The following is a 26,991-nucleotide window of genomic DNA, read 5'->3' as shown; positions in this document are numbered from 1 at the left end:
ACTGATCAAAAATCCAACAGTTTCAAGGGTTTGTGCACAGATAAGGTCAGCCTGCCTGTGGATAACCCTTGGAGAACCCTCTGCAGGCCCCGTTTTGAAAGGCCTGCGTGGCGTTGTATGTTTTTTGATCAGCGACGGCCGCGAGATTTCAGCCAGATATCCACACTGTAGATCGCCAGCCCGGCCCAGATGAAGGCAAAGGTGATGAGGGTGCTGGTGGTCAGCTGTTCGCCATACAGCAATACCGCGAGCAGCAGGACCAGGGTTGGCGCGACGTATTGCAGGAAGCCCAGTGTGGTAAATGGCAAGTGGCGGGCCGCTGCGTTGAAGCACACCAAGGGGATCAGCGTGACCGGGCCAGCGGCGGCGAGCCAGATGGCTTGGGTCGTCGTCCAGAACTCGGCTTGTGTGCTGACGGCCGTGGGGTTGAGGACCAGCCAGATCAACGCCAGCGGTACCAGCATCCAGGTCTCGACGACCAGACCGGGCAGGGCGGCGACCGGGGCCTTTTTGCGGATCAGGCCGTAGAAAGCGAACGTCAGTGGCAGTGCCAGTGACACCCACGGCAAGCTGCCGACATGCCAGACCTGTTGGGCGACGCCTGTCGCCGCCAAAGCGACCGCGACCCATTGCAGACGCCTTAGCCGCTCACCCAGCAGCACCATGCCGAGCAGCACATTGACCAGCGGGTTGATGTAATAGCCAAGACTGGCTTCAAGCATGCGCCCGTTGTTCACAGCCCATACGTAGACGATCCAGTTGGCGGCGATCAGGGTGCCGCTCAGCGCCAGTACGGCGAGTCGTTGCGGGTTGTTGCGCAGGTCGCGCCACCAGCCGGGATGCTTCCAGAGCATCAGCACAATCGAGCCGAAGAGCGCCGACCAGAGCGCGCGGTGGATGATGATTTCGATGGCCGGAACGGCGGCGATGGCTTTGAAATAGAGAGGGAACAGGCCCCAGATGATGTAGGCGCACAGGCCCAGTATGTATCCACGACGTGGATTGGCAGCTTGCATGGAGCGTCCCTTTAATACAGAAGATTCCAGTTTTATTGTGGGGTGATGCGGATGATGGCTTTGATCGTACACACGCTGGAGCGCTTATCGTCATACACAAGCGCTCTTTATGATGTTGAAGGCTATCAATCCATCAAAACAGCTTCAGTGGCTCCTCGTTCAGCGCAGCCATCTGCTCGCGCAGTGCCAGTATGTGGTCGCCCCAGTAACGTTCGGTGCCGAACCACGGAAAGCTGTGAGGGAAAGCCGGATCGTCCCAGCGACGTGCCAGCCAGGCGCTGTAGTGCATCAAACGCAGCGCGCGCAATGGCTCGATGAGAGCCAGCTCGCGAGGATCGAAATCGTGGAATTCGTTGTAACCGTCCATCAACTCGGACAACTGACCCAGGCGTTCCTGACGATCGCCAGCCAGCATCATCCAGATGTCCTGAACGGCCGGGCCAAGACGGCAATCATCGAGATCGACGATGTGGAACATCTCGTCGCGGCACATCATGTTGCCAGGGTGGCAGTCGCCATGCATGCGGATATTGGTGTGCGGCGTGGCGGCGTAGACATCTTCGACACGCTTGAGCAGATCACGGGCTACCGACTCGTAAGCCGGAAGCAGGCCACGCGGGATGCAGTCGTTTTCCAGCAGGTAATTGACTGAATCGTTGCCGAAGTTCTTTACGCCCAGTGCTTCGCGATGCGCGAACGGTTTGGTCGAGCCGACTGCATGAAGGCGCCCCAACAACTGGCCGAGACGATACAGCTGGTCAAGATTGCCCGGCTCTGGCGCGCGTCCACCGCGACGCGGGAACAGCGTGAAGCGAAAGCCTGCGTGTTCGAACAGGGTTTCGCCGTTATGCACCATCGGCGCAACAACCGGCACTTCGACCTCAACCAGTTCTGCAGTGAAGCTGTGTTCTTCGAGGATGGCTTCGTTGGTCCAGCGCTGTGGGCGGTAGAACTTGGCGATCAGCGGCTGGCCGTCTTCGATACCGACCTGATACACGCGGTTTTCGTAACTGTTGAGCGCCAGGATGCGGGCGTCGCTGAGAAAACCGATGCTTTCGACAGCATCCAGGACCAGATCGGGAGTAAGTGTTGCAAACGGGTGAGCCATGACTACTCCTGCGCGCAGCAGGTTGCCGCGTCGGACCGGTGATGGTAACGCAGACCGGTCCCGCTTCGCCAAACCCATCGGATTAAAGTGCTCAAGGGTCGGACTGTCACTAAACGGTCATCCCTCGTTCGCCATTCAGCCATGTTGAGCGCATAGAGTCGCCGTCAATGAGATCGATCTCAAGCGAGCGACAATGACTGATCTGAAAGAGGTTGCAAGCCTGGCCGGCGTTTCCCGGGCCACCGCTGCACGTGCGTTTGCCAGCCCTGATGTGGTGCGTTCCGAAACCCGTGACCGAGTATTCGCCGCAGCCCGTACGCTGGGTTTTCGCCCTAACCGGCTGGGCAGACAGTTGCGTCTGCAAACCACCAACCTGATCGGCGTCGTGGTGCCTAACCTGCTCAATCCAGTGTTTGCCGAACAATTTCAGGCCATGGAGCGAGCGGCCCGGGCGCGCGGCTATACCTTGTTGCTGGCTACCACCGACTACAGCGCCGAGCGGGAAAGCGCCGTGGTTGAAGAACTGCTGCGCCAGCGAGTCGACGGCCTGGTGCTGACTGTGACCGACGCCGAGCACAATCGTGTTCTGGAAAGTCTGGCCAGTGAGGACGCTCCGTTTGTGCTGGCCTATCACCAGACCGGCAATGTGGATTACAGCGCTGTGTCTGTGGATAACCGCGCAGGCATGGCGCTGGCGACCCAATACCTGATCGACGCTGGCCATCAGCGTATCGCCATGGTTGCAGGCCCGGTCATGCAGTCCGACCGCGCCCGCCTGCGCTATGAAGGCTATCGCGATGCGATGAACGAACGTGGCCTTGAGGCGCGCCCCGTGATTGAAATGCCGGATCACACCCGTGCCGACTTTGCCGCGCTCGAGCCCTTGTTGCGCAGTCAAGGCGCACCGAGCGCCCTGGTCTGCTCCAACGATCTGCTGGCCATCAGCCTGATTGCCGAATTGCGACGCAATGGCTGGGGCGTTCCCGAACGCCTGTCGGTCATCGGCTTCGACGGCATTGCGCTGGGCACCCAGATGCACCCGACGCTGTGCAGTGTGGTGCAGCCCATCGCCGAGCTCGCCCACCTGCTCATCGACCAACTGCTGGCCCGGATTGCCGGGTCAGCAGCGGTTTCTCATTGTCTGCCGTGCCACATCCGGCCCGGCGAAAGCACCCAGCCCTACCAGGAGATGCTTCATGCTCAGCCTCAGTAAAACCCTTGCGGCACTGCTGTTATGCGGTGCGGCCAGCCTCGCCCAGGCCGCCGAAACCGCCATCTGCTACAACTGCCCACCTGAATGGGCTGACTGGGGGACTCAGCTCAAGGCCATTGCCGACAGCACGGGTGTTCAAGTGCCGCTGGACAACAAGAACTCCGGGCAGGCGCTGGCGCAGATTGTCGCCGAGCAGGCAGCCCCAGTCGCCGACGTGGTGTATTACGGCGTGACTTTCGGCCTGCAGGCGCAAAAAGCGGGTGTGGTCGATACCTATAAACCCAAGCACTGGGACGACATTCCAGCTGGTTTGAAAGACCCGCAAGGGCACTGGTTCGCCATTCACTCAGGCACCCTCGGCATCATGGTCAACGTCGATGCACTGGGCGGTCTGCCAGTGCCGCAGAGCTGGGCTGATCTGCTGAAACCCGAATACAAGAGCATGGTCGGTTACCTTGATCCTTCCAGCGCCTTCGTCGGCTACGTTTCCGCTGTAGCGATCAATCAGGCGATGGGCGGCACCCTGGATAACTTCGGTCCGGCCATTGATTACTTCCAGAAACTGGCGAAGAACTCGCCCATCGTGCCCAAGCAAACCGCCTATGCCCGCGTGCTGTCCGGCGAGCTGCCGATTCTGGTCGACTACGACTTCAACGCTTACCGCGCCCGCTACAAGGACAAGGCCAACGTCGCCTTCGTGATCCCCAAAGAAGGCACCATCGGTGTGCCTTACGTGATGAGCATGGTCGCCAAGGCGCCGCATCGCGCCAACGCCGAGAAGGTGCTGGATTTCGTGTTGTCCGATGAAGGGCAGGCACTGTGGGCCAAGGCCTATCTTCGCCCGGTGCGCTCGACGATGCCGGCCGACGTGGCTGCGCAGTTCCTGCCGGACAGTGATTATGCCCGCGCTGGCGTGGTGGATTACCAGCACATGGCAGCCGTGCAGGAAGCCTTCGCCGCTCGTTATCTGCGTGAGGTGAAGTAATGTCAGCCTCGTCGGGACAAGCGCCGGCTTTGCGCAAGGGCGGATTTCTCAGGCTGCGGCTACGCCCGACCGCTGCGGTGGCGCTGGCCCCGGCGATGGCGGTATTGCTGGCCTTCTGGCTGCTGCCACTGACCCACCTGATCATGCTCGGTACGCAAGATCCGGATGGCAATGGCAGCGGTTACTGGCAGGTATTGAGCAGCGCTCAGTACCTCGGCAGCCTGCTGCAAACCTGCGTGCTGGCGCTGGTGGTGACGCTGGCGGCATTGCTGGTCGGTGGCATCAGCGGAGTGTTTCTGGCCCGCAACCACTTCTTCGGACGCTCTGCACTGGTGGCGTTGCTGACCTTTCCACTGGCGTTTCCCGGCGTGGTGGTCGGCTTTCTGGTGATTCTGCTGGCCGGTCGACAAGGGATCTTCGCTGCCCTCGGTCTGGAGCTGGCTGGTGAACGATGGGTGTTCGCCTATTCCCTCACTGGGCTGTTCATCGGCTACCTGTATTTCTCTATACCGCGTGTGATCCTCACCGTCATGGCTGCCTGCGAAAGCCTGGACCGGAGTCTTGAAGAGGCTGCTCATTCGCTGGGTGCCGGTCATTGGCGTGTGGTGTGCGACGTGATCATTCCTGGGCTGACACCTGCATTGGTGTCCTGCGGTGCAATTTGCTTCGCCACCTCGATGGGCGCATTCGGCACTGCTTTCACCTTGGGCACGCGCTTGAACGTTACCCCGGTGGCGATCTACAACGTGTTCACCAATTACGCCAATTTCACCGTGGCTGCCGCGCTGTCGGTGATCCTTGGGCTGGTGACCTGGGCGGTGTTGTTGCTGGCCCGCCGCATGGTCGGCAAGTCGGGAGTCGCCCTGTGAAACGTTCTCCATTGTTTGCTGCACAGCTGGCCTTCACGCTGTTGGTCTGCGCATTCATGCTGGTGCCGGTCGTGCTGTCGCTGCTGGCCGGCCTGACCCGCAATTATTTTCTCGGACTGTCGAGCGGCCTGACCTTCGACTGGCTGATACAGGTCTGGCAGGCCTATTCGCCGACCGTCTGGCTGTCGCTGCAATTGGCGGTGGCCTGTGCGATTTGCGTATGCGTGGTCGGTGTTCCGGCGGCGTATGCGCTGGTGCGCATGAACAATCGCTTCAGCCGTGCGTTTGAAGAGCTGATGGTCCTGCCGGTCGCCATGCCCGGTCTGGCAAGTGCTTTGGCGTTGTTGCTGACCTACGGCCAGTTCGGCAGCTTTCGCAGCAGCTGGCTGTTCATTCTGGTCGGCCATGTGCTGTTTACGTTGCCGTTTCTGGTACGACCGGTCATGGCCGTCATGCAGCGTCAACAATTGCCGGTGCTCGAGGAGGCTGCTGCCAGCCTGGGTGCCGGACCGATCAAGCGCTTCTTCAGCGTGGTGGTGCCTAACTGCAGGGCCGGGATTCTTGCCGGCGTGCTGATGGTCGTCACCCTGTCGCTGGGTGAATTCAACCTGACCTGGATGCTGCACACGCCGATGACCAAGACCCTGCCTGTCGGTCTGGCCGACAGCTACGCCTCGGCCCGGCTGGAAGTTGCCAGCGCCTACACCCTTCTTTTTCTGTTGCTGATTGTGCCGCTGCTGATTGCGTTGCAGGCCATCAGCGCGCGTCTTGCCCGTGGAGAGAGCCGATGAGCGGAACCACCATTCGCCTGAAGGGCTGCCGCAAGGCATTTGCCGATGGCACCGTTGCTGTACAGGATCTGCACCTGACCATCGAGCCCGGCGAAACGCTGGCGATTCTCGGCCCGTCCGGTTGCGGCAAAACCACCACCTTGCGGTTGATCGCCGGCCTTGAACGCCCGGATGTCGGTCAGGTGCTGTTCGATGATCAGGACGTCACCCGGCTGCCTATCGAACGACGCGATGTCGGCATGGTGTTTCAGAATTACGCGCTGTTTCCGAACCTTGATGTGGCAGGCAACATTGTCTATGGCCTGAAGATTCGAGGGCTGTCGGCTGCCGAGCGCAATAAACGTTGTGATGAATTGCTGGAGCTGGTCGGCCTGACCGGTCATGGCAATCGTCGCGTCAACGAGCTGTCTGGCGGCCAGCGGCAACGGGTCGCGCTGGCCCGTGCCCTCGCGCCGCGTCCTCGGGTGCTGTTGCTTGACGAACCGCTTGCCGCGCTGGACGCGCAGTTGCGTGAGCGCCTGCGTAGCGAGCTTGATCAGTTGCTGCGCGGGCTGGGCATCACGTCGGTCTTCGTCACCCACGATCAGGGCGAAGCGATGGCGTTGGGCGACCGGATTCTGGTTATGGAAAAAGGCTGTGTGTCGCAGCTGGCGACACCGAGGGAAATCTATCAACAACCCGCCAACGCATTTGTCGCCGGGTTTGTCGGCAATCTGAACGCATTCAGCGTGGTCGAGCGCACATCTGGCGGTCTCAAGGTAAGCGGCGGCGAGCTGCCGTGGCGCGGTGCCGATGTGCCGTCTACAGTCTACTGCCGTCCCGAGCACTTGCAGCTGATGTCAGGCGGCGGGCAGCTTCATGGGCGTCTGGTCGGGCAGTTTTTTCAGGGGGCGCAAAGCCGTTTGCTGGTGGATGTGGGCGCAGCTCAGCCGTTGCTGGTGGACTGCACCGACAACGTGATTTATGCCGCACATGCTTTCATCGCCCTGAGCGTCGAACCGCAAATGCTGTTCACACTGCATTCGTGAAACCGTTTTCTGTCGAGAGATTATTGTGAACCGTTCGTTTCTTATTGCTCAGATCAGCGACCTGCACCTGAAAGCCGATGGTCGTCTGACCTACGGCGTGGTCGATACGCTGGGGGCGTTACGCCGCGCCGTCGCCCATATCAACGCCAGCAAACAGCGGCCTGACATAGTCGTGATCAGCGGTGACCTTGTGGACTTCGGTCGTGAGGATGAATATGCCGTGCTGAAGCCAGAGCTTGAGCGTTTGCAAATGCCGTTCTACCTGGTGCCTGGCAATCACGACAACCGGGAGAACCTGCTGGCTGCGTTTGCCGACCAGGTGTATCTGCCCTTGTCGGCCAGCGGGCCCCTGGACTGGGTAGTGGAACAGTATCCAGTACGCCTGATCGGAATGGACACCACGATTCCCGGCGAACATGGCGGGCAACTGGATTACTGCCAACTGGACTGGCTGCATGCCCAACTGTCGCGACGCCCTTATGTGCCGACCTTGATCATTCTGCATCACCCGCCGTTTATTACCGGGATTGGCCACATGGACCGCGAACCCTTCGGCAATGCGTCGGCGCTGGAGCGTGTGATCGCGCAGCATCCGCAGGTAGAGCGCCTGTTGTGTGGCCATCTGCATCGACCGATGCAGCGCCGTTTTGGTGGCAGTTTGGCGAGTATCTGTCCCGGCACCTCGCACCAGATCGTGCTGGACCTGGATGAGGCCGCTCCTGCACATTTCAACCTTGAACCGGCAGGCTACGTACTGCACCGCTGGGTTCCCGAGCAAGGTTTGGTGAGCCACAACGCGGTGTTCGGCGACTATGAAGGACCGTATCCGTTTTACGATGTGAACGGGCTGATCGATTGACGCCCGTGTGGTGATCGCTCCCACAAAGGCCCTATCTCCTGAGAGTTCGGGCCTTGCATGTAAGGCAGAGCGCTTTGCGTGCTCCTTGCTCAGCGCTCCGCCGATCAGGCGCCGATAACGCCGCCGTCTTCACGGGTGATCACCATCACCGATGAGCGTGGCTTGCCATTGGGCAGGTGTTCGGGGAAGGTGGAGCCACCGTTTTCGCCAGGGTGCTGGATGCCGATGAACATTGTCTTGTAGTCAGGCGCAAAGCTGATTCCGGTGATTTCGCAGCCGACCGGGCCGACCAGAAAACGACGAATCTCGCCGCTGGCCGGGTCTGCGCAAAGCATCTGGTTGTTGCCCATTCCTGCGAAGTCGCCCTTGTTGCTGGAGTCTTCGTCGGTCTGGATCCACAGGCGACCTGCCTGGTCGAAGCTCAAGCCATCCGGGCTGTTGAACATGTTTTGCGGGTTGATGTTGCTCGACCCGGCCTGGGGTGTTCCAGCATGCACGGCAGGGTTGCCCGCCACCACAAACAGATCCCACTCGAAGTCCATCGCCGAAGGATTGCTGTCTTCTTCGCTCCAGCGCAGGATCTGCCCGTACTGGTTTTTGGCGCGCGGGTTCGGCCCGCCGACAGGCTGCCCCTCGTCACCACGCTTGATGTTGTTGGTCAGGGTGCAATAGACCTGGCCGTCCTTGGGGCTGACCACGATCCATTCCGGGCGGTCCATGCGTGTGGCCTGGACGACGCTGGCGGCCAGACGCGCATGAATCAACACTTCTGCCTGATTATTGAATCCGGCGGCTGCATCCAGTCCATTTTTGCCGTGAGTCAGTTCGATCCACTGGCCTTTACCTTTCGGATGATCCGGATTGCTGTCGCCCGCGTCGAACTGCGCCACGTACAAGGTGCCGTGGTCCAGCAGATTGCGATTGGCTTTCGGGTCCTGGTGATCGATCTTGTCGCGGCTGATGAACTTGTAGATGAATTCGCCACGCTCGTCATCGCCCATGTACACCACGGCGCGCCCACCCTTGGTTTGCGTGAAGGCAGCGTTTTCGTGCTTGAAGCGTCCGAGTGCAGTGCGCTTGACCGGTGTCGATTTGGGGTCGAACGGGTCGATCTCGACCACCCAGCCGTGGCGGTTCACTTCATTGGGATTTTTCGCGATATCGAAGCGCGGATCGTGCGGGTGCCAGTTGATCTCCTTGCTGGCGGCCACGACGCCGTAGCGCTTCATGCCTGCGTCGAACTTCTGCTCGGGGTTGCTGCTGCCAAAGCAATCAGTGAAGTTCTCCTCGCACGTCAGGTAGGTGCCCCACGGCGTCTGACCGCTGGAGCAGTTCTGAAAGGTCCCCAAAGCGTGTGTGCCGGTCTTGTCTGCGTCGGTCTTGAGCCAGTCGTGACCGGCTGCGGGGCCGCTCAGGTCGATCGGGGTATTGCCATGCACGCGACGGTTGTAGTGCGAGTCCTGGACGAACTGCCATTTGCCGTCTTTCTGCCGCACCTCGATTATCGAAACGCCTTCTGCAGCGAGTGCCTTCTGCACTTCTTCAGCCGATTGCGGCTCTTTGCCGTGATCGAAGAGGTAACGGTAGTTGGTGTATTCGTTGTTGATCGCCATCAGGGCGCGATCGGTGTACCTCGGCATAGGGAACAGGAACATACCGTCGTTGTTGTCGCCGAATTGCTCTTCCTGAGCCTTGGCAGTGCCCTTGCCGCTTGGATCGAAGGCCGGGCCGCCCACGTGCAGCGGCTGGCCCCAACTGATCAGAACGGATGACGTGTAGCCTTTTGGCAAGCTGATGCTGTCGGCGGTTGCGGCAGCGATGCTGTCAAAACCCAGCAAGGCGCCGGACGCTGCCTTGACGCTGTCTGCCAGCACGGTGCGGCTCAGCAGGTTGCCGCCCAGAAACATCGCAGCCCCGCACAACGCCCCGGCGCTGATGAAACCTCGGCGGGTAAGGCCGGCCTTGGTAGTGGCGACCATGCTTTCCAGATCGGTGGTCTGATTTTCTTCTAATAGTTTAATCATCACGGCTCCCTCGAATATGGCAGCCACCTTAGTGGGCACATATGACGAAATTGTGTCGCAGTGATGACGCGCCTGGGCTTACAGCGGTATACCCAGCAGCACGAACGAAGCTGCGAATCTTGCCTGCACGCTGGCGCCGGTTTTCAACTGCTGCGCGTGCAGCTGCGAAGGTGTCGCGAGGGCGCACAGCGTCTGGCCGCTGGGCAATGCGATGCGCACTTCGCTGGGGCCGTTTTCGGCGTCGATGACGCTTTCGATATGACCGGTCAGGCAATTGTTTCCATTTGTTTCTTCGGCGCCCGGCGCGTGTAATTCCAGCCATCCCGCCTTGATCAGTGCAACAGCGTCCGTGCCGATTTCCAGGCCCAGACTCAGCGTGCTGTCGTGCGTCACCTGCGCATCGATAAACACCTCATCGGCCAATTGCAGGCGCACCTGATCGTTATGCCCTTGCTGAGTGATGCTCACGATCCGCCCCAGCAACTGGTTGCGCGCGCTGGTGCGCAGGGTCAGGCGATTAAGCAGGTCGAGGTCGCTACTGTGTTCGGCAGCCTCCAGCACCTGAGCCTGCAAGGCTTGCACCCGCTGATACAGACGCAGCACTCGCTCGCCCTCGACCGACAGTCTGGCGCCGCCACCGCCACGCCCGCCGACATTGCGCTCTACCAGTGGTTTTTGCGTCAGGTTGTTGAGTTCGTCGATGGCGTCCCAGGCGGCCTTGTAACTCAAGCCTGCGCTTTTCGCAGCACGGGTGATCGAACCCTGTTCAGCAATATGCTGCAACAGCGCAATGCGTTGCGGGCGACGGACCATGTATTGCGTGAGCAAGAGTGGCAGGGACATGGTGACCGGGCGGGTTGGGGAAGAGAGGGCAGTATGATCGTTCTTGTGCGTGACGTCGAAAGCCGGACGCGGAGCGTCCAGAAGGGCGTTACCACGCTGGAGCGTGGGAACGATAATCGCCAGACTTACCTGAATCACCTACTACCTGGCTTGGGGGTTCTTGCCAGGCAGTAGACGTCCACCCGTCGCGCACCGGCGTCGTTCAATAGGCGAGCAATAACCTCTGCCGTTGAGCCGGTGGTCAGGACGTCGTCGACCAATGCAAGGTGCTTGTCTCGCACCCAGTCGGCATCAATCAGGGTGAAGGCGCCGTGCAGGTTCTGCTTGCGGGCTTTGGCGTCCAGGCCTTGTTGCGCTGCGGTCTCCCGGCTGCGCAGCAGATGGTGTTCGTCGACAGGCAATTGCAGCTTTTTGCCCAACCATCCAGCGAGCATTGCCGCCTGGTTGTAACCGCGCTGACGCAGGCGTTTGACGGCTAAAGGCACTGGCAAGAGGTAATCCGGGCGCGGCACACCTTCATCGAAGCGGTGCTGAAGAAATTGCCCGCACAGGTCGGCCAGTAAATGCCCCATCGGCAACTTGCCGTTGTGTTTGAAGCGGGTGATCAGGCTGTCGACCGGAAAGTCATACCGCCACGGCGCGATAACCTGGCTGAAGGCCGGCGGACGCTTGCTACAAAGGCCGCAGCTCAGGCCGGCGCCGGGCAAGGGCAGTGCGCAGCACTCGCATTGCGCGCCAAGCCAAGGCAACTCGGCTTCGCAGGGCACACAGATGGGGGTTGGCACCTCGCTGCGTTCATCGCACAACATGCAGATTTGTTTATTTTTTAACCAGATGTAAACCTGATGGTAGTGCCTGGGTTGACACTGCATGGCTCTTCCTTAAATATGCCCGACATCCGTGTTGCGTGTGTGGTCTTTTTCGCCCCTCGCGCATTGCCCAGAAATACCAAGGAGCCGCCCGATGAGCGCCAGCACCACCGCCACTTTGCGTCACGACTGGACTTTAGCCGAGGTCAGGGCGTTGTTTGTACAGCCATTCAATGACTTGCTGTTTCAGGCGCAAACGGTGCATCGCGCTCACTTCGACGCCAACCGTGTTCAAGTCTCCACCCTGTTGTCGATCAAGACCGGCGCCTGCCCTGAAGACTGCAAGTACTGCCCGCAGTCCGGTCATTACAACACCGGGCTTGAAAAGGAAAAACTGCTGGAAGTGCAGAAGGTCCTCGAAGAAGCAGCGCGTGCCAAGGCCATCGGTTCGACCCGTTTCTGCATGGGCGCAGCCTGGAAGCATCCGTCTGCCAAAGACATGCCGTATGTGTTGGAAATGGTCAAAGGCGTTAAGGCAATGGGCCTGGAAACCTGCATGACCCTGGGCCGTCTCGACCAGGAGCAGACCGAGGCGTTGGCCACCGCAGGGCTGGATTACTACAACCACAACCTGGACACCTCGCCGGAATTTTACGGCAGCATCATTACCACCCGTACCTATGGCGAGCGCCTGCAAACCCTTGCTTATGTTCGCGATGCGGGGATGAAGATTTGCTCTGGCGGCATTTTGGGCATGGGCGAGTCGCTTGATGACCGCGCCGGGTTGTTGATCCAGCTGGCCAATCTGCCGGAGCATCCGGAGTCTGTGCCGATCAACATGCTGGTCAAGGTCGCTGGTACGCCGCTGGAAAACGCTGAAGACGTCGACCCTTTCGACTTCATTCGCATGCTGGCCGTGGCGCGTATTCTGATGCCCAAATCCCACGTGCGCCTGTCTGCCGGCCGCGAAGCGATGAACGAACAAATGCAAGCCTTGGCGTTTTTTGCTGGCGCCAACTCGATTTTCTACGGTGACAAACTGCTGACCACCGCCAACCCGCAAGCCGACAAGGACATGCTGCTGTTCTCGCGCCTGGGCATCAAGCCTGAAGCGGGCGAGGGGCATGCCGACGAAGTGCGTCAGGCTGCCATCGAGCAGGCGCTGGTCGAGCAGCAAAGCAGTTCGATGTTTTACGACGCAGCTTCTGCCTGACGCCTGGAACGGGCCGGTCTTTATCGGCCCGTTTTGAATCGCTACCTTCCGGACCGGGGCCTGCATGTCTTTCGATCTCCGCACACGCCTTGATGCCCGTCGCGCGCAGCATCTGTATCGTCAGCGCCCGCTGCTGCAAAGCCCGCAAGGCCCGCAGGTCATTGTCGATGGTCAGCCGCTGCTGGCGTTCTGCAACAACGATTACATGGGCCTCGCCAATCATCCCGACGTGATCGCTGCATGGCAGTCAGGCGCCGAGCGCTGGGGCGTGGGTGGCGGCGCGTCGCATCTGGTAATCGGCCATAGCGCACCGCATCACGAACTGGAAGAAGCCCTTGCCGACCTGACCGGACGACCGCGCGCGCTGTTGTTTTCCAACGGCTACATGGCCAACCTCGGCGCGGTCACAGCCCTGGTCGGGCAGGGTGATACCGTACTGGAAGACCGCCTCAATCACGCTTCGCTGCTGGATGCAGGTTTGCTCAGCGGCGCACGGTTTTCCCGCTATCTGCACAACGACGTCAACAGCCTGAGCTCGCGGCTGGAAAAATCCGTCGGCGATACGCTGGTGGTGACCGACGGCGTGTTCAGTATGGATGGCGACATCGCCGACCTGCCTGCGCTCGCAAACGCTGCAAAGGCCCGCGGCGCCTGGCTGATGGTCGACGACGCGCATGGTTTCGGGCCGCTGGGCGCGAACGGGGCGGGCATTGTCGAGCATTTCGGCTTGAGTATGGATGATGTACCGGTGCTGGTCGGCACGCTCGGCAAGTCGTTCGGCACCTCTGGCGCATTTGTGGCAGGCAGTGAAGAGCTGATCGAAACCCTGATCCAGTTTGCCCGGCCTTACATCTACACCACCAGTCAACCGCCTGCGCTGGCCTGCGCGACGCTGAAAAGCCTGCAACTGCTGCGCACCGAGCACTGGCGTCGCGAGCATCTGGCCCGTCTGATTCAGCAATTTCGGCGCGGTGCCGAGCAGCTCGGCCTGCAACTGATGGACAGCTTCACGCCGATCCAGCCGATCATGATCGGCGACGCCGGTCGCGCGCTGCGCCTGTCGCAGTTGCTGCGAGAGCGTGGCTTGCTGGTGACCGCCATACGCCCACCCACTGTGCCTGCCGGCAGTGCCCGGCTGCGCGTGACGTTATCTGCTGCCCACAGCGAGGCTGACGTGCAACTGTTATTAGAGGCGCTGGAGCAGTGCTACCCGCTGCTGGATGCACGTCAATCTACGGAGCCTGTGCATGCGTGATCGTCTGATTCTATTGCCGGGCTGGGGCCTTGGTGTGTCTCCTCTGCAACCGCTTGCCGACGCATTGTGCGGGCTGGACGAGCGTTTGCGAGTCGAGATCGAGCCACTGCCGGACATCGACAGCTGCGATCTGTCGGACTGGCTCGACGAACTGGACAGCAACCTGCCGGATGATGCCTGGCTGGGCGGATGGTCGTTGGGCGGCATGCTGGCTGCCGAGCTGGCAGCGCGGCGTGGTGAGGGTTGCTGCGGCTTGTTGACCCTGGCCAGCAATGCCTGTTTCGTTACTCGCGGCGCATGGCCGAATGCGATGCCTGCACTGGATTTCGATGTGTTTCTGGCAGGCTGTTGCGCAGACCCGGAGGCGACGCTCAAGCGCTTCAGCCTGTTGTGTACACAAGGTGCAGAAGACCCTCGCGGTCTGGCGCGCCTGCTCAAGGCCGGTGCGCCGCACACTTCGAGTACCGCGCTCGTCGATGGCCTGAAAATACTTCAACAACTGGATACCCGCAGCGCGCTGCAAACCTATCGTGGGCCGCAATTGCACCTGTTCGCCGGGCTGGATGCCTTCGTGCCAGCCGAGGCTGCAGGTGATCTGCTGGCCTTGTTGCCGGATGTAGAAGTAGGCTTCATCGAGCAAGCCAGTCACGCGTTTCTTCTGGAAAACCCTCATGGGGTGGCGGCGGCAATCCAGGCTTTTCTACATGAGTCGGGTGATGACTGATCTTTCCCATCCCAAGCCGCCCTCTGTGCTGCCCGATAAGCGCCAGGTCGCGGCGTCTTTCTCCCGGGCAGCGGGCAGCTACGACAGCGTCGCTGAATTGCAGCGTAGCGTCGGCAACCATCTGCTGACCTGTCTTCCTGCCGGATTCACGCCTGCGCGCTGGCTGGACCTTGGCTGTGGCACCGGTTATTTCAGCCGGGCGCTGGGGCAAGCGTTCAATAGCAGCGAAGGCATCGCGCTGGATATCGCCGAAGGCATGTTGCGTCACGCACAGCCGCTTGGTGGAGCAGAGCATTTTATTGCGGGGGATGCCGAGCATCTGCCGTTGCGCGATCAAAGCTGCGGGCTGATTTTCTCCAGCCTCGCCGTCCAGTGGTGTGCTGATTTCAAGGCTGTGCTGAGTGAGGCTCATCGTGTATTGCAGCCCGGCGGCGTGTTTGCCTTTGCCAGCCTGTGCGTGGGCACGCTGTATGAGCTGCGCGACAGTTGGCAAGCGGTTGACGGCCAGGTGCATGTGAATCGCTTCCGTCGCGAGGATGACTACCGCCAGCTGTGTGCCGCCAGTGGTCTGCGGGTGCGCAGCCTGGACGTTCGCCCACACGTGTTGCACTACCCGGATGTGCGCAGCCTGACCCACGAGTTGAAGGCCCTCGGAGCGCACAATCTCAATCCGGGGCGACCCAGCGGCCTGACTGGACGCGAGCGAATGCTGGGCATGGTCAAGGCCTATGAGCGCTTTCGCCTGGAGGCGGGGCTGCCTGCCACGTATCAAGTGGTGTACGCGGTGCTGGAAAAAGCTGATGGCTGAGTGTGGTGAAGGAAAGGTTTCCAGGATGAGTGTTGCTTATTTTGTAACCGGAACAGACACCGATGCGGGTAAAACCACAGTGGCAGCGGGTCTGCTGTGCGCTGCCCGGCTGAGTGGCCTGAGTACGGCTGCGGGCAAGCCTGTCGCGTCCGGCTGTGTGAAGAGCGCGCAGGGGCTGCGCAATTCCGACGCGCTGGCGTTGCAGGCCGAGTGTTCACTTGCGCTGGATTACGATGAGGTCAACCCGCTGGCGCTGGAGCCAGCGATTGCTCCACATCTGGCCGCACGCGAGGCGGGGGTTACACTGACCGTTGATTCCTTGTTAACGCCGATGCGCCACATTCTCGATAAACAGGCTGACTTCACCTTGATTGAAGGTGCAGGTGGCTGGCGTGTTCCGCTGGATGGGCAGAGCAATCTTTCCGATCTGGCCATTGCCTTGGGTTTGCCGGTGATTCTGGTGGTGGGCGTGCGTCTGGGCTGTATCAATCATGCCGTACTGACCGCCGAAGCCATTGCCCGCGACGGTCTGCATCTCGCGGGCTGGGTGGCCAATATCATCGACCCTGAGACGGCGCGGCTTGAGGAAAACCTTGCCACGCTGGTCGAGCGCTTGCCCGCTCCGTGCCTGGGGCGTGTCCCTCGTCTGGACACGGCCAGCGCCGAAAACGTGGCGCTATATCTTGATATCGGGAAGCTCTGCTGACAGCGTTGCTATGTTCCTGACAGACAAGGGTCTTTTCCGATTTCAAAGGCTCAGTCTATCGTGAGGCCTAGTGCCATTAGTCTGTTTGTCGAGTATTCCTGAGCAAATGCTGGTTCAATGCAGATGTTCATTTTTTTTGAACTGAGGATCGGCTTATGCAAATCACCATGAACAACACCCTCTACCCAGGCTTGAGCGCCATGCAGGTCGGGCAGGGACGTGTGGATCAGGCGGCCACCCAGATCGCCAGCACCAATGTCGAAGTGGCGGGCCGAAGCCAGTCATCGGACTTCCAGCTCGAAAACCTTCGTTCTGTCGATCGCAGCCAGCGCTCGGATCTGCCTGGCAATATTGTCGAGCTCGCAGCAGGCAAAAATCAGTTCGAGGCCGGCCTTGCAGCTCAAAGAGCAAGCAACGAAGCGCTCGGTACGCTGATCGACACTTACGCTTAATATTCCGCTCAAAGAACCCGCGTGGTACCAATACCGCGCGGCGTCATCGGCTGAATCCCCCGCTATCACTGCGCTGTATCGCCCGCGCTGTTCTCTTCGCCCCAACTAACCTCTCGTTACGCTTTTTTCTGCGCTGCATGCCTGTGCCTGCGCGGTCGGTCAATGCCTTGGACGAATGGTGCGTGGTTCGCTATTGACAAGGTTTAGGCGTAAACGTATGTTTCAAACACCTGTTTGACCGCAAGGCATGCGAGATTGTCTGGTGCTTGAGGCTCTGTTCTCGGCGACCGTCCGGTCATTCGTTCCAGGATTCATCAGCAGAGGTTTATCGCTATGCCTGACTACAAGGCCCCCTTGCGTGATATTCGTTTCGTCCGCGACGAGCTGCTCGGTTATGAAGCGCACTATCAAAGTCTGCCCGCTTGCCACGACGCCACGCCGGACATGGTCGACGCCATTCTTGAAGAGGGCGCCAAGTTCTGTGAGCAGGTGCTGGCCCCGCTGAACCGCGTGGGTGATACCGAAGGCTGCACCTGGAGCGAGTCGGGCGTGAAGACGCCGTCCGGTTTCAAGCAGGCCTACAAGCAGTTTGTCGAGGGCGGCTGGCCGAGTCTGGCACACGATCTGGCGCACGGTGGCCAGGGTCTGCCGGAGTCTCTCGGTCTTGCAGTCAGCGAGATGGTCGGCGAAGCCAACTGGTCGTGGGGCATGTACCCGGGCCTGTCTCATGGCGCGATGAACACGATCTCGGAGCACGGCACCCCCGAGCAGCAGGAGGCCTACTTGACCAAGCTGGTGTCCGGCGAATGGACCGGCACCATGTGCCTGACCGAGTCGCATTGCGGCACCGACCTGGGCATGTTGCGCACCAGGGCCGAGCCACAGGCGGACGGCACCTATAAGGTCACCGGCACCAAGATTTTCATTTCCGCCGGTGAGCACGACATGGCCGATAACATCGTCCACATCGTGCTGGCCCGTCTGCCGGATGCGCCTGCAGGCACCAAAGGCATTTCCCTGTTCATCGTGCCCAAGTTCATCTCGGCTGCTGATGGCGGCATCGGCGAGCGCAACGCAGTCAATTGCGGTTCGATCGAACACAAGATGGGCATCCACGGCAACGCAACCTGCGTGATGAACTTCGACGGTGCTACCGGCTACCTGATCGGCCCGCCGAACAAGGGCCTGAACTGCATGTTCACGTTCATGAACACCGCGCGTCTGGGCACCGCATTGCAAGGCCTGGCGCATGCCGAAGTGGCTTTTCAGGGCGGCCTGAAATACGCCCGTGACCGTCTGCAAATGCGTTCCCTGACCGGCCCGAAAGCGCCGGAAAAGTCGGCTGACCCGATCATCGTCCACCCTGACGTGCGGCGCATGCTGCTGACCATGAAAGCCTTCGCCGAAGGCACCCGCGCGATGGTGTACTTCACCGCCAAGCAGGTCGACATCGTCAAGTACAGCGAAGACCCCGAGAAGAAGAAAGCCGCCGACGCGCTGCTGGCGTTCATGACGCCGATTGCCAAGGCATTCATGACTGAAGTGGGCTTTGAAGCCGCCAACCATGGCGTGCAGATCTACGGTGGTCACGGCTTCATCGCCGAGTGGGGCATGGAACAGAACGTTCGCGACAGCCGTATTTCGATGCTGTACGAAGGCACCACGGGTATCCAGGCACTCGATTTGCTGGGCCGCAAGGTGCTGATGACCCAAGGCGAAGCACTGAAGGGTTTCACCAAAATCGTACACAAGTTCTGCCAGTGCAATGAAGGCAACGAAGCCGTTCAGGAATTCGTCACCCCGTTGGCTGCGCTGAACAAGGAGTGGGGCGACCTGACTCTGAAAGTGGGCATGGCTGCAATGAAGGACCGTGAAGAAGTGGGCGCTGCTTCGGTGGATTACATCATGTATTCCGGCTATGCCTGCCTGGCGTACTTCTGGGCCGACATGGCGCGTCTGGCCGCTGAGAAGCTCGCAGCCGGTACGTCGGACGAGGCGTTCTACCGCGCCAAGATCCAGACTGCACGCTTCTACTTCCAGCGCATCCTGCCGCGCACCCGTACCCACGTTGCCGCCATCCTGTCGGGCGCCGGTAACCTGATGGACATGAAGGAAGAAGACTTCGGTCTGGCTTACTGAGCCCTCCGTCAGTCAACCAAGCCGCCTGATCGCTGATCAGGCGGCTTTTTTTTGGGCTGCGTTTGTAGCGGCTAATGCGACTCAGCGAACTCGTTCTTCGGGCTCCTGCGTGGGAACGCTCTGCGTGCGGTCTTGAGTTGTGGTGCGGCGCAGAGGTGCGGCGGTAGAGCGCCAAGAAGCGCGTTAGAGGATCACGCAATAAACATTTCCACTCTCCTGCCGTTACAGAAGTAGCTCGTTTGTTGATCCTGCTGAATGCATTGTTCGCCGGATGAAGGCACAATGACATCGATTCGTCCTTGGGCAGGAGATTGTTTTTTTGTTGCGTCCATCAGCTGCACGCCTGAGTCATTTTCTGCCCTCACTGGCATTGCTGGTGGCGGGGCTTGCGGCTGCGTATGTAAAGGACCTGAACGTCTTCTTCACCTCTCTGTTCAATGTGCTGCCCACTCTGGTTTTGCTGTTGGGCGGTGCGTATTGCTGTGTCTATCGTCGGCAGCGCGAGCTGTTCCTGATGCTCACCGTCTACATCGCCTATTACCTGCTTGATACCCAGACCGACTTCTACCGCGACAACGGCAAGGTCCGTGACGATGCCGCAGTCATCTTCCATCTGGTGTGCCTGCTGTTGCCGGTGCTGTTCGGGCTTTACGCGGCGTGGGAGGAACGCACTCATCTGTTTCAGGACATGGTCGCGCGTCTCGCGGTAATGGTGGCCCTGGGCGGCGTGGCAGTGGGGCTTGAGCAAAGTTATCCGGTCGAACTGCAAGCCTGGCTGGCGGACATCCGCTGGCCTGCATTGCATGGCTCGTGGATGAGTCTGATCCAGTTGTCCTACGCGATGTTTCTAATGTCGTTCGCGGTGCTGATCTGGCAGTACCTGGAAAAACCGCGACCGCTGCACGCCGCGCAGATCGTCGGTCTGCTGGGGCTGTTCTGGGCGCTGCCCAAAACCTTCATTCTGCCGTTCACGCTGAATATTCTTTGCAGTCAGGTCATGCTGATGATTGCTGCTGCCGTCGCTCACGAGGCTTACCAGATGGCCTTTCGCGACGAACTCACAGGGCTGCCAGGCCGTCGGGCACTCAATGAGCGCATGCAGCGTCTGGGGCGCAATTATGTTCTGGCAATGAGCGACGTCGATCACTTCAAGAAATTCAACGACACACATGGTCACGATGTAGGAGATCAGGTGCTGCGGCTGGTGGCCAGCAAACTGTCGAAAATCACCAATGGCGGCGGCAAGGCCTATCGCTATGGCGGGGAAGAGTTCGCCATTGTCTTTGCGGCCAAAACCATTGAGGAGTGCCTGCCGCACCTGGAAGCCATTCGCGAAGCCATTGCCACTTACGAGATCCAGTTGCGCAACAAGGACAGCCGTCCTCAGGACTATCAGCAAGGCCGCCAGCGACGCAACGGTGCTCAGGCAGGCAGTGTGTCGGTAACGGTCAGTATCGGTGTTGCCGAACGCCAACCCGAACATTGCACGCCTGAAGAGGTGCTCAAATGCGCTGACCAGGCGCTTTACGCGGCCAAGGGGGCGGGGCGCAACTGTGTCGTCTCCCATGAACACCTGAATCGACGTGGCGCCGTGCGTACTCCGAGTGCAACGAACTGATCAACACCTTATAAAGCCGTGACCTGTTATGACCATCGAGTCATGACACGACCCTATGTGTCTGAAATGTTGTTCGGGTAGACTCGTGAAACCCGGTAGCTGATCGTCGTATTTGCACGCATCGACCAGCCTCCCACTGTTTCTCGTTACGTGTTCACGAGGTTTGCCATGGCTGACTACAAAGCGCCACTGCGCGATATGCGCTTCGTCCTCAATGAAGTGTTCGAGGTCTCCAGACTCTGGGCACAGCTGCCCGAGCTGGCTGAATCAGTCGACGCGGAAACGGTCGACGCCATTCTCGAAGAAGCCGGCAAAGTCACCAGCAAGACCATTGCCCCGCTGAGCCGCAACGGCGACGAGGAGGGCTGTCACTGGAATGACACCGTCGTGACTACGCCGGCGGGGTATCCGCAAGCCTATCGGACCTATGCCGAAGGTGGCTGGGTCGGCGTTGGCGGAAACCCCGCGTTCGGCGGCATGGGCATGCCCAAGGTGGTCTCGGCTCAGGTCGAGGAAATGATCAACTCCGCCAGTCTTGCCTTTGGTCTGTACGCGATGTTGACCTCCGGGGCGTGCGTGTCGATCGACACCCATGCCACCGAAGCACTCAAGGCCAAATTCCTGCCCAACATGTATTCGGGCGCCTGGGCCGGCTCCATGTGCCTGACCGAGGCACATGCAGGCACAGACCTCGGCATGATCCGCACCAGAGCCGAGCCACAAGCGGACGGCACCTACACGATCACCGGCAGCAAGATTTTCATTACAGGTGGTGAACACGACCTGACCGAGAACATCATCCATCTCGTGCTGGCCAAGCTGCCTGACGCTCCGGCTGGCCCTAAAGGTATCTCGTTGTTTCTGGTGCCCAAGTTCATGGTGGGTGACGATGGCAGCGTCGGTTCGCGCAACACCGTCAGTTGTGGCTCCATCGAACACAAGATGGGTATTCAGGCGTCTGCGACCTGCGTGATGAACTTCGACGACGCCGTCGGTTACCTGATCGGTGAGCCCAACAAGGGCCTGGCGGCAATGTTCACCATGATGAATTACGAGCGTCTCGGTGTGGGCATTCAAGGCCTGGCGTCTGGCGTGCAGTCTTATCAGAACGCTGTCGAATACGCCCTTGATCGCCTGCAGAGCCGTGCGCCGACCGGCGCGCAAAACAAGGAAAAAGCTGCTGACCCGATCATCGTCCACCCGGATGTGCGACGCATGCTGCTGACGATGAAGGCGTTCAACGAAGGTGGTCGGGCGTTCTCCAGCTATGTTGCCCTGCAACTGGATATCGCCAAGTTCAGCCCGGACGAAGTTGCGCGCAAGCGTGCCGACGATCTGGTGGCGCTGCTGACTCCGGTCGCCAAAGCCTTTTTGAGCGATATCGGCCTGGAAACCACGGTCCACGGCCAGCAGGTATTCGGCGGTCACGGTTATATTCGGGAGTGGGGGCAGGAGCAACTGGTGCGCGATGTGCGCATCACGCAGATCTACGAAGGCACCAACGGCATCCAGGCGCTGGACTTGGTCGGTCGCAAGATTGTCGGGTCGAACGGCGCGTTCTATCAGGTCTTCTCGGATGAAGTGCGTCAGTTCATCGATAGTTCCGAGAGCTCGCTTGGCGAGTTTGTCCGGCCTTTGACGTCTGCGCTGAACATGCTGGACGAGCTGACCGCCTGGGTGCTTGACCGCTCGCGCAGTAACCCCAATGAAATCGGCGCCGCGTCTGTCGAATACCTGCACCTGTTCGGCTACACCGCCTACGCCTACATGTGGGCAATGATGGCCAAGGCGGCTTTGGGTAAAGAACAGCAGGAAGCGTTTTACGCGAGCAAACTGGGCACCGCGCGCTTCTATTTTGCGCGCCTGCTGCCGCGTATTCATTCGCTCGATGCATCGGTACGCGCAGGCAGCGAGTCCCTGTTTCTGCTGGAAGCATCACAATTCTGACTGAGAAATGAGTGTAAGCATTTGCTTACACTACGTGTCGCCAATTAGCCTCTTCCCACGAAAGGGATCCAAAGTTAATCTTTGTTCATGGACGTAGCGCAGGACGCGCAACAAGACATAACAGGGACACGTAGGGAAGCCTGCCAGGACGGTGGGGTGAAAAGGAAATCAGGGAAACAGTCTGGAAAACCTCGCTTCGGAGGGGTTTTCTTTGTCTGCGTTTTATAGGCTGGCGCAGGCTTCTTTTACAGCCATTGGGTATAGGGCTGATCGCAGTAAAACACTCCTGAAAACAATGGCGTCTTGCCAGAGCCGGTTGAACCCTCACCGATGGCCAGGGTCGATTAGCTGTATGGCCATTTAGAGCCAATCACTCAGGAGCATTTCATGGACATCATTCGTATAATCTTCGCCATTCTGCTGCCGCCGGTCGGCGTGTTCATGCAGGTCGGCTTTGCTGGCGCTTTCTGGCTGAATATCCTGCTGACCCTGCTGGGTTACATCCCGGGCATCATCCACGCGATCTACATCATCGTCTCGCGTAAATAACACCCCGGCGCATGGGTTGATCGTTCCTTCAGCAGGAGCGATCAATCGGCTCCATCAAGTACATCCCGGTAAAACTTCCATTCCTTCTCCAGCGCATCTGCCAGGTTAGCCGCCTTGCGGAAACCATGATGCTCGTCCGGATAAAAATGCCCCTCAGCCTTCAAGCCATTGTCCTGCAAGGCCTTGAGCATGGCTCGGGTCTGCTCCGGTACAACCACCGCATCCAGTTCGCCCTGAAAGAAAATGACGGGCACACTGATGTTGTCCGCGTGTAACAACGGTGTGCGGGCTTCATAGCGCTCGATGTCCTTTTCCGGATCGCCAATCAGCCAGTCCAGGTAATCACCCTCGAACTTATGCGTGGCCTTGGCCAGTGCCACAGGGTCGCTGACCCCGTAAAGGCTTGCCCCGGCACGAAACACATCCAGAAAGGCCAGTGCGCACAGGGTTGTGTAACCGCCCGCGCTGCCGCCGCGTATGAATGCCTTCTGCGGGTCGATCAAGCCACGTTCGGCAAGGTGTGCGACCACTGCGCAGGCATCTTCCACATCGGCCACCCCCCAGTTCAGGTGCAGGCTCTGCCGATAGTCACGGCCATAGCCACTGCTGCCGCGGTAGTTCAGGTCTGCAACGGCGAAACCGCGATGTGCCCAGTACTGAATGCGTGGGTCCAGCACCGGGTAACAGGCCGAAGTAGGGCCGCCGTGGATGAACACCACCAGCGGGGGATGTTCGACGCCGTTCATGGCTGGGTAAAAGTAACCGTAAGCTTCAGAACCGCCGCTGGGGTAGCGCAGCGCTTGCGGGTGACTGATCTGTTCGGCAGGCAAGGGAGACCCACCCCCCGCGAGAACCTGCACGCTGGCGTCGCTACGCGATATGGCCAGCACCGCCGATGTGCTGAGCGCCGAAGCGGCAATGCAATAAATGAACTCTTCGTCCACGGCCAGGCTGCGGAAGCGGCTATAGCCGGCGCTGAAATCAGCGCATGAACCGTCAGCCTCACACAGCCCCAATACCCAAGAGCCGTCCTGCGCCCAACTGGCCAGATAACCTTCGTTGATCGGCAGCCAAGTGCAGCTGCCCAGTTGCCAAGGCGCGGAAGCATGATCGGCCGACACGGCAGGCAACGCTGTAAATCCTGAAGGCGACTCGCTCCACGGCTGCCAGAAGCCGGCACGGTCAGTCAGGCAATGCAGGTGGCCTTGCGCATCAAAGCGTGGCTGCTGCAAGGACTCTTCAGCGCCGTCACCGGCGACACACAAGGCGCTGGCCCAGTGGCCGTCGTCCTGCTTCTCTGCGCACATCAGTCGGGTACGGGTCCACGGCTGGTGCGGGCGCTGCCATTCGACCCAGGCCAGGCGCTGGCCATCGGCGCTTATGAGCGGTGACGAGTAGAAGTCAGCGCCCTCGGCCAGCAAATGACGCTGCCCGTCAGCGAGGTCAATGGCGACCAATCGGTGGGTGTTGTGGTCTTCTTCGACGGCGAGGATCTGCCCGTTGCCGAAGAACAGGCCGCCGTAGCGCTTGTCGCCCTGGGTCAGCGCCACTGGCTCGCTCGCATCAAGCGCCTGTCGATACAGCTGCTGATCGCGTTCATTGACGAACACAACGGTGTCGTCAGCCAGACAGAACGAGCCGCCGCCATATTCATAGACCCGGCTGCGAACGCTGAAGCCTTGTGGCGTCAGGCAGCGTTTGCTGTTCGCGTACCAGTGCCAGATGCGGCTGGCGCCGTCTTCGGGGCGATATTCGTTCCAGAACAGACCGGCCGAACTGACGTCCAGCTCGGCGAAGTCGATACCCGCTGCAACCGCTTGAGCAGCGGTCAGGGGTTCAAGAGGATTTTGCGATGAGTCGTGAGTTTCGGTCATTGCGAAAGGCCAGCTCTTCAATGGTTTGAGTAGCGGTTTCCGACTCGTCGCGAGCCTGAGTGATGATCCCGTGGTGATAGGATTTGCTGCACACCGGGTCGGCATTGGCAGCATCCCCGGTCAGCATGAAGGCTTGGCAGCGACAGCCGCCGAAGTCCTTTTCCTTCTCGTCGCACGAGCGGCATGGCTCGGGCATCCAGTCGTAGCCGCGAAAGCGGTTGAAGCCGAACGAGTCGTACCAGATGTGCTGCATGCTGTGATCGCGCACATTGGGAAACTGGATCGGCATCTGCCGCGCGCCATGACACGGCAGGGCGGTGCCATCTGGCGTCACTGTCAGGAAAATATTGCCCCAGCCGTTCATGCAGGCTTTGGGACGCTCTTCGTAATAGTCGGGGGTGACGAAGATCAGCTTGCACGGATGGTTTTGCGCAGCCAGTTGGTCACGGTATTGGTTAGTGACCGCTTCAGCGCGTACCAGTTGATCCCTGGTCGGCAGCAGGCCGACACGGTTCAAATGCGCCCAGCCGTAAAACTGACAGGTCGCCAGTTCGACGAAGTCAGCCTCCAGTGCCAGACACAGCTCGATTATTTTGTCGATCCGGTCGATGTTGTGCCGGTGGGTCACGAAGTTCAGGACCATCGGGTAGCCGTGCTTTTTCACCGCCTTGGCCATTTCCAGCTTCTGGGCGAAGGCTTTCTTCGAGCCGGCGAGCATGTTGTTCACCTGCTCGTCACTGGCCTGAAAGCTGATCTGGATATGGTCCAGGCCAGCCTCCTTGAAAGCGATGATCTTTTCTTCTGTGAGGCCGATGCCCGAGGTGATCAGATTGGTATAGAAACCAAGACGTCGGGCTTCGGCGATCAGCTCGGCAAGGTCCTGACGCACCAGCGGCTCGCCCCCGGAAAAGCCGATTTGCGCCGCGCCCATTTCGCGTGCTTCCTGCATGACCTTGAACCACTGCTCGGTGGTCAACTCCTGGCCCTGTTTTGCGAAGTCCAGCGGGTTGGAGCAATACGGGCATTGCAGCGGGCAGCGATAGGTCAGCTCGGCGAGCAGCCACAGTGGCAGGCCGACCTCGGGCGTGGGCGGTATGTAGGGGCTGTTCATCACAGGCACGATGTCAGACAAGATCGATCCAGTTTTTCTTTCTGGCGCCTTCCATGAACTCGTCGACGTCCATTCCCAGCTCGGGGACATTGGGGAATTGCTGATGAAGCTCATCAATGATGACGGCGGTCGTTCGCTGTCCATCGATCAGCCCGGCGATCAGCGCCGCGCTTTCATTGAGCTTGATCATGCCTTCCGGATAAAGCACCACATGCGCTTTTTGCGCCGGCTCGTACTGAAAACGATAGCCTTGGTGCCACTTCGGAGTAAGGGCTCGAAAAGCCGGATCGTGCTTCATGGCGTAATCCCCTTATGCCAGACCCTTTGGTCTGTGACGCTGTGATACGGCGGGCGATTCAATTCGTAGGCCATGGACATGGCATCGAGCATGCTCCACAGAATGTCGAGTTTGAACTGCAGGATTTCCAGCATGCGCTGCTGGCCTTCATAGGTAGTGTAGTGCTGTAACGTGATGGCGAGGCCATGTTCCACATCGCGCCGGGCCTGACCCAGGCGGGTGCGGAAATATTCATAGCCTGTCGGATCAATCCACGGGTAATGCTGCGGCCAGCTGTCCAGTCGCGACTGGTGGATCTGCGGCGCGAACAGTTCGGTCAGCGAGCTGCTGGCGGCCTCCTGCCAGTTGGCGCGGCGGGCGAAGTTCACGTAGGCATCGACGGCAAAGCGCACGCCCGGCAGCACCAGCTCCTGATAGCGCAATTGATCCGGGTCCAGGCCGACGGCCTCACCGAGGCGCAGCCAGGCTTCGATGCCACCATCTTCACCGGGGGCGCCGTCGTGATCGAGCAGGCGCTGAATCCACTCGCGACGAATCTCGCGATCCGGGCAGTTGGCCAGAATCGCTGCGTCCTTGAGCGGGATGTTCACCTGATAGTAGAAGCGGTTGGCAACCCAGCCCTGAATCTGCTCACGGGTGGCGCGGCCTTCGTACATCGCCACATGAAACGGGTGATAAATGTGGTAATACGCGCCTTTGGCACGCAGGGCCTGTTCGAATTCAGCAGGGGACAGTGCAGTCGTCTGGCTCAT

The 26,991-nt window shown here is 59.9% G+C and carries 25 protein-coding genes; 16 read left to right on the top strand and 9 right to left on the bottom strand.

Annotated elements, in window-relative coordinates; translation table 11 throughout:
• Positions 1-128: 128 nt before the first annotated feature.
• Complete coding sequence (rarD, locus tag I9H09_RS23055; RefSeq protein WP_054997542.1) at positions 129-1,016, bottom strand: EamA family transporter RarD; 888 nt, start codon at positions 1,014-1,016, stop codon at positions 129-131.
• 133 nt (positions 1,017-1,149) lie between these two features.
• Positions 1,150-2,124, bottom strand: coding sequence for a serine/threonine protein kinase (locus tag I9H09_RS23050; RefSeq protein ID WP_024689725.1), 975 nt, complete (start codon positions 2,122-2,124; stop codon positions 1,150-1,152).
• A gap of 193 nt (positions 2,125-2,317) precedes the next feature.
• On the opposite strand from I9H09_RS23050, the gene I9H09_RS23045 reads away from it, so the two are divergent.
• Genes I9H09_RS23045 through I9H09_RS23020 form a run of 6 tightly spaced genes read left to right on the top strand, consistent with a single transcriptional unit; the run spans position 2,318 to position 7,869 of the window.
• Positions 2,318-3,337, top strand: coding sequence for a LacI family DNA-binding transcriptional regulator (locus tag I9H09_RS23045; protein ID WP_024689724.1), 1,020 nt, complete (start codon positions 2,318-2,320; stop codon positions 3,335-3,337).
• The gene (locus tag I9H09_RS23040) at positions 3,321-4,322 is read left to right on the top strand and encodes an ABC transporter substrate-binding protein (protein WP_122347122.1); all 1,002 of its coding nucleotides are present in this window, start codon (positions 3,321-3,323) and stop codon (positions 4,320-4,322) included. Before I9H09_RS23045 ends, I9H09_RS23040 begins: the two co-directional genes overlap by 17 nt.
• Complete coding sequence (locus tag I9H09_RS23035) at positions 4,322-5,191, top strand: ABC transporter permease (RefSeq protein ID WP_005896469.1); 870 nt, start codon at positions 4,322-4,324, stop codon at positions 5,189-5,191. Before I9H09_RS23040 ends, I9H09_RS23035 begins: the two co-directional genes overlap by 1 nt.
• Positions 5,188-5,982, top strand: a complete 795-nt coding sequence (locus I9H09_RS23030) for an ABC transporter permease (protein ID WP_024689721.1) — start codon at positions 5,188-5,190, stop codon at positions 5,980-5,982. Before I9H09_RS23035 ends, I9H09_RS23030 begins: the two co-directional genes overlap by 4 nt.
• Complete coding sequence (locus tag I9H09_RS23025) at positions 5,979-7,010, top strand: ABC transporter ATP-binding protein (protein WP_122347123.1); 1,032 nt, start codon at positions 5,979-5,981, stop codon at positions 7,008-7,010. The genes I9H09_RS23030 and I9H09_RS23025 overlap by 4 nt, the downstream gene beginning before the upstream one ends.
• A gap of 25 nt (positions 7,011-7,035) precedes the next feature.
• Positions 7,036-7,869, top strand: coding sequence for a phosphodiesterase (locus tag I9H09_RS23020; protein WP_024669197.1), 834 nt, complete (start codon positions 7,036-7,038; stop codon positions 7,867-7,869).
• Between the two features lie 104 nt (positions 7,870-7,973).
• Here the strand turns inward: I9H09_RS23020 and I9H09_RS23015 are convergent, their stop codons facing one another.
• The 3 genes from I9H09_RS23015 to I9H09_RS23005 form a co-directional block, all read right to left on the bottom strand.
• Positions 7,974-9,890, bottom strand: a complete 1,917-nt coding sequence (locus tag I9H09_RS23015) for a PhoX family protein (RefSeq protein ID WP_183142450.1) — start codon at positions 9,888-9,890, stop codon at positions 7,974-7,976.
• A gap of 81 nt (positions 9,891-9,971) precedes the next feature.
• The gene (locus tag I9H09_RS23010) at positions 9,972-10,736 is read right to left on the bottom strand and encodes a TOBE domain-containing protein (RefSeq protein WP_122347128.1); all 765 of its coding nucleotides are present in this window, start codon (positions 10,734-10,736) and stop codon (positions 9,972-9,974) included.
• Positions 10,737-10,870: 134 nt separating this feature from the next.
• Positions 10,871-11,608: a ComFC family protein gene (locus tag I9H09_RS23005; RefSeq protein ID WP_122347125.1), complete on the bottom strand. Its 738-nt coding sequence runs from the start codon at positions 11,606-11,608 to the stop codon at positions 10,871-10,873.
• A gap of 91 nt (positions 11,609-11,699) precedes the next feature.
• Here I9H09_RS23005 and bioB point away from each other — a divergent pair, with 91 nt between their 5' ends.
• From bioB to I9H09_RS22955, 10 genes are all read left to right on the top strand, one after another.
• Complete coding sequence (gene bioB, locus I9H09_RS23000; RefSeq protein ID WP_122347126.1) at positions 11,700-12,758, top strand: biotin synthase BioB; 1,059 nt, start codon at positions 11,700-11,702, stop codon at positions 12,756-12,758.
• Between the two features lie 64 nt (positions 12,759-12,822).
• The gene (gene bioF / locus I9H09_RS22995) at positions 12,823-14,013 is read left to right on the top strand and encodes an 8-amino-7-oxononanoate synthase (protein ID WP_122312040.1); all 1,191 of its coding nucleotides are present in this window, start codon (positions 12,823-12,825) and stop codon (positions 14,011-14,013) included.
• Positions 14,006-14,737 carry an alpha/beta fold hydrolase gene (locus I9H09_RS22990; RefSeq protein WP_122346512.1) on the top strand — a complete coding sequence of 244 codons (732 nt, stop codon included), beginning with the start codon at positions 14,006-14,008 and terminating at the stop codon, positions 14,735-14,737. Before bioF ends, I9H09_RS22990 begins: the two co-directional genes overlap by 8 nt.
• On the top strand, positions 14,730-15,545 hold the full coding sequence (gene bioC / locus I9H09_RS22985; RefSeq protein WP_005896490.1) for a malonyl-ACP O-methyltransferase BioC: 816 nt from the start codon (positions 14,730-14,732) through the stop codon (positions 15,543-15,545). Before I9H09_RS22990 ends, bioC begins: the two co-directional genes overlap by 8 nt.
• Before the next feature lie 25 nt (positions 15,546-15,570).
• Complete coding sequence (gene bioD / locus I9H09_RS22980; RefSeq protein ID WP_122312038.1) at positions 15,571-16,251, top strand: dethiobiotin synthase; 681 nt, start codon at positions 15,571-15,573, stop codon at positions 16,249-16,251.
• Positions 16,252-16,406: 155 nt separating this feature from the next.
• A complete protein-coding gene (locus tag I9H09_RS22975; protein ID WP_024669206.1) occupies positions 16,407-16,703 on the top strand; it encodes a hypothetical protein in 297 nt (98 codons plus the stop codon).
• A 333-nt stretch (positions 16,704-17,036) separates the two neighbouring features.
• Positions 17,037-18,842, top strand: a complete 1,806-nt coding sequence (locus tag I9H09_RS22970; RefSeq protein WP_122312037.1) for a phenylacyl-CoA dehydrogenase — start codon at positions 17,037-17,039, stop codon at positions 18,840-18,842.
• Between the two features lie 319 nt (positions 18,843-19,161).
• The gene (locus I9H09_RS22965; protein ID WP_122346514.1) at positions 19,162-20,460 is read left to right on the top strand and encodes a GGDEF domain-containing protein; all 1,299 of its coding nucleotides are present in this window, start codon (positions 19,162-19,164) and stop codon (positions 20,458-20,460) included.
• A 168-nt stretch (positions 20,461-20,628) separates the two neighbouring features.
• On the top strand, positions 20,629-22,407 hold the full coding sequence (locus I9H09_RS22960; protein ID WP_122346515.1) for an acyl-CoA dehydrogenase C-terminal domain-containing protein: 1,779 nt from the start codon (positions 20,629-20,631) through the stop codon (positions 22,405-22,407).
• 387 nt (positions 22,408-22,794) lie between these two features.
• Positions 22,795-22,956, top strand: coding sequence for a YqaE/Pmp3 family membrane protein (locus tag I9H09_RS22955; protein WP_002555565.1), 162 nt, complete (start codon positions 22,795-22,797; stop codon positions 22,954-22,956).
• Between the two features lie 41 nt (positions 22,957-22,997).
• Here I9H09_RS22955 and I9H09_RS22950 read toward each other — a convergent pair whose 3' ends face one another.
• The 4 genes from I9H09_RS22950 to pqqC are packed head-to-tail and all read right to left on the bottom strand — an operon-like array spanning position 22,998 to position 26,991.
• Positions 22,998-24,830: a S9 family peptidase gene (locus I9H09_RS22950; protein WP_122346516.1), complete on the bottom strand. Its 1,833-nt coding sequence runs from the start codon at positions 24,828-24,830 to the stop codon at positions 22,998-23,000.
• Positions 24,793-25,962 carry a pyrroloquinoline quinone biosynthesis protein PqqE gene (gene pqqE, locus I9H09_RS22945; RefSeq protein WP_054997536.1) on the bottom strand — a complete coding sequence of 390 codons (1,170 nt, stop codon included), beginning with the start codon at positions 25,960-25,962 and terminating at the stop codon, positions 24,793-24,795. The genes I9H09_RS22950 and pqqE overlap by 38 nt, the downstream gene beginning before the upstream one ends.
• Positions 25,955-26,239 carry a pyrroloquinoline quinone biosynthesis peptide chaperone PqqD gene (gene pqqD / locus I9H09_RS22940; RefSeq protein ID WP_005896508.1) on the bottom strand — a complete coding sequence of 95 codons (285 nt, stop codon included), beginning with the start codon at positions 26,237-26,239 and terminating at the stop codon, positions 25,955-25,957. Before pqqD ends, pqqE begins: the two co-directional genes overlap by 8 nt.
• Positions 26,236-26,991 (bottom strand): pyrroloquinoline-quinone synthase PqqC, encoded by a 756-nt coding sequence (gene pqqC / locus I9H09_RS22935; RefSeq protein ID WP_236502244.1) that lies wholly within the window; start codon positions 26,989-26,991, stop codon positions 26,236-26,238. Before pqqC ends, pqqD begins: the two co-directional genes overlap by 4 nt.

This window comes from Pseudomonas tremae (assembly GCF_023278125.1).
Taxonomy (GTDB): domain Bacteria; phylum Pseudomonadota; class Gammaproteobacteria; order Pseudomonadales; family Pseudomonadaceae; genus Aquipseudomonas; species Aquipseudomonas tremae.
Note: the sequence above shows the minus strand (reverse complement) of the source record. Positions and strands in the feature narration are given on the sequence as shown.

Coding starts and splice junctions, on each gene's coding strand:
- I9H09_RS22960 (WP_122346515.1), top strand. CDS start 20,629: ATGGCTGACTACAAAGCGCCACTGCGCGATATGCGCTTCGTCCTCAAT.
- I9H09_RS23040 (WP_122347122.1), top strand. CDS start 3,321: ATGCTCAGCCTCAGTAAAACCCTTGCGGCACTGCTGTTATGCGGTGCG.
- I9H09_RS22955 (WP_002555565.1), top strand. CDS start 22,795: ATGGACATCATTCGTATAATCTTCGCCATTCTGCTGCCGCCGGTCGGC.
- I9H09_RS23025 (WP_122347123.1), top strand. CDS start 5,979: ATGAGCGGAACCACCATTCGCCTGAAGGGCTGCCGCAAGGCATTTGCC.
- I9H09_RS23050 (WP_024689725.1), bottom strand. CDS start 2,124: ATGGCTCACCCGTTTGCAACACTTACTCCCGATCTGGTCCTGGATGCT.
- I9H09_RS22970 (WP_122312037.1), top strand. CDS start 17,037: ATGCCTGACTACAAGGCCCCCTTGCGTGATATTCGTTTCGTCCGCGAC.
- rarD (WP_054997542.1), bottom strand. CDS start 1,016: ATGCAAGCTGCCAATCCACGTCGTGGATACATACTGGGCCTGTGCGCC.
- I9H09_RS22950 (WP_122346516.1), bottom strand. CDS start 24,830: ATGACCGAAACTCACGACTCATCGCAAAATCCTCTTGAACCCCTGACC.
- I9H09_RS22975 (WP_024669206.1), top strand. CDS start 16,407: ATGCAAATCACCATGAACAACACCCTCTACCCAGGCTTGAGCGCCATG.
- bioD (WP_122312038.1), top strand. CDS start 15,571: ATGAGTGTTGCTTATTTTGTAACCGGAACAGACACCGATGCGGGTAAA.
- pqqD (WP_005896508.1), bottom strand. CDS start 26,239: ATGAAGCACGATCCGGCTTTTCGAGCCCTTACTCCGAAGTGGCACCAA.
- pqqC (WP_236502244.1), bottom strand. CDS start 26,991: ATGAGCCAGACGACTGCACTGTCCCCTGCTGAATTCGAACAGGCCCTG.
- bioF (WP_122312040.1), top strand. CDS start 12,823: ATGTCTTTCGATCTCCGCACACGCCTTGATGCCCGTCGCGCGCAGCAT.
- I9H09_RS23010 (WP_122347128.1), bottom strand. CDS start 10,736: ATGTCCCTGCCACTCTTGCTCACGCAATACATGGTCCGTCGCCCGCAA.
- bioC (WP_005896490.1), top strand. CDS start 14,730: ATGACTGATCTTTCCCATCCCAAGCCGCCCTCTGTGCTGCCCGATAAG.
- I9H09_RS23005 (WP_122347125.1), bottom strand. CDS start 11,608: ATGCAGTGTCAACCCAGGCACTACCATCAGGTTTACATCTGGTTAAAA.
- bioB (WP_122347126.1), top strand. CDS start 11,700: ATGAGCGCCAGCACCACCGCCACTTTGCGTCACGACTGGACTTTAGCC.
- I9H09_RS22990 (WP_122346512.1), top strand. CDS start 14,006: ATGCGTGATCGTCTGATTCTATTGCCGGGCTGGGGCCTTGGTGTGTCT.
- I9H09_RS23045 (WP_024689724.1), top strand. CDS start 2,318: ATGACTGATCTGAAAGAGGTTGCAAGCCTGGCCGGCGTTTCCCGGGCC.
- I9H09_RS23035 (WP_005896469.1), top strand. CDS start 4,322: ATGTCAGCCTCGTCGGGACAAGCGCCGGCTTTGCGCAAGGGCGGATTT.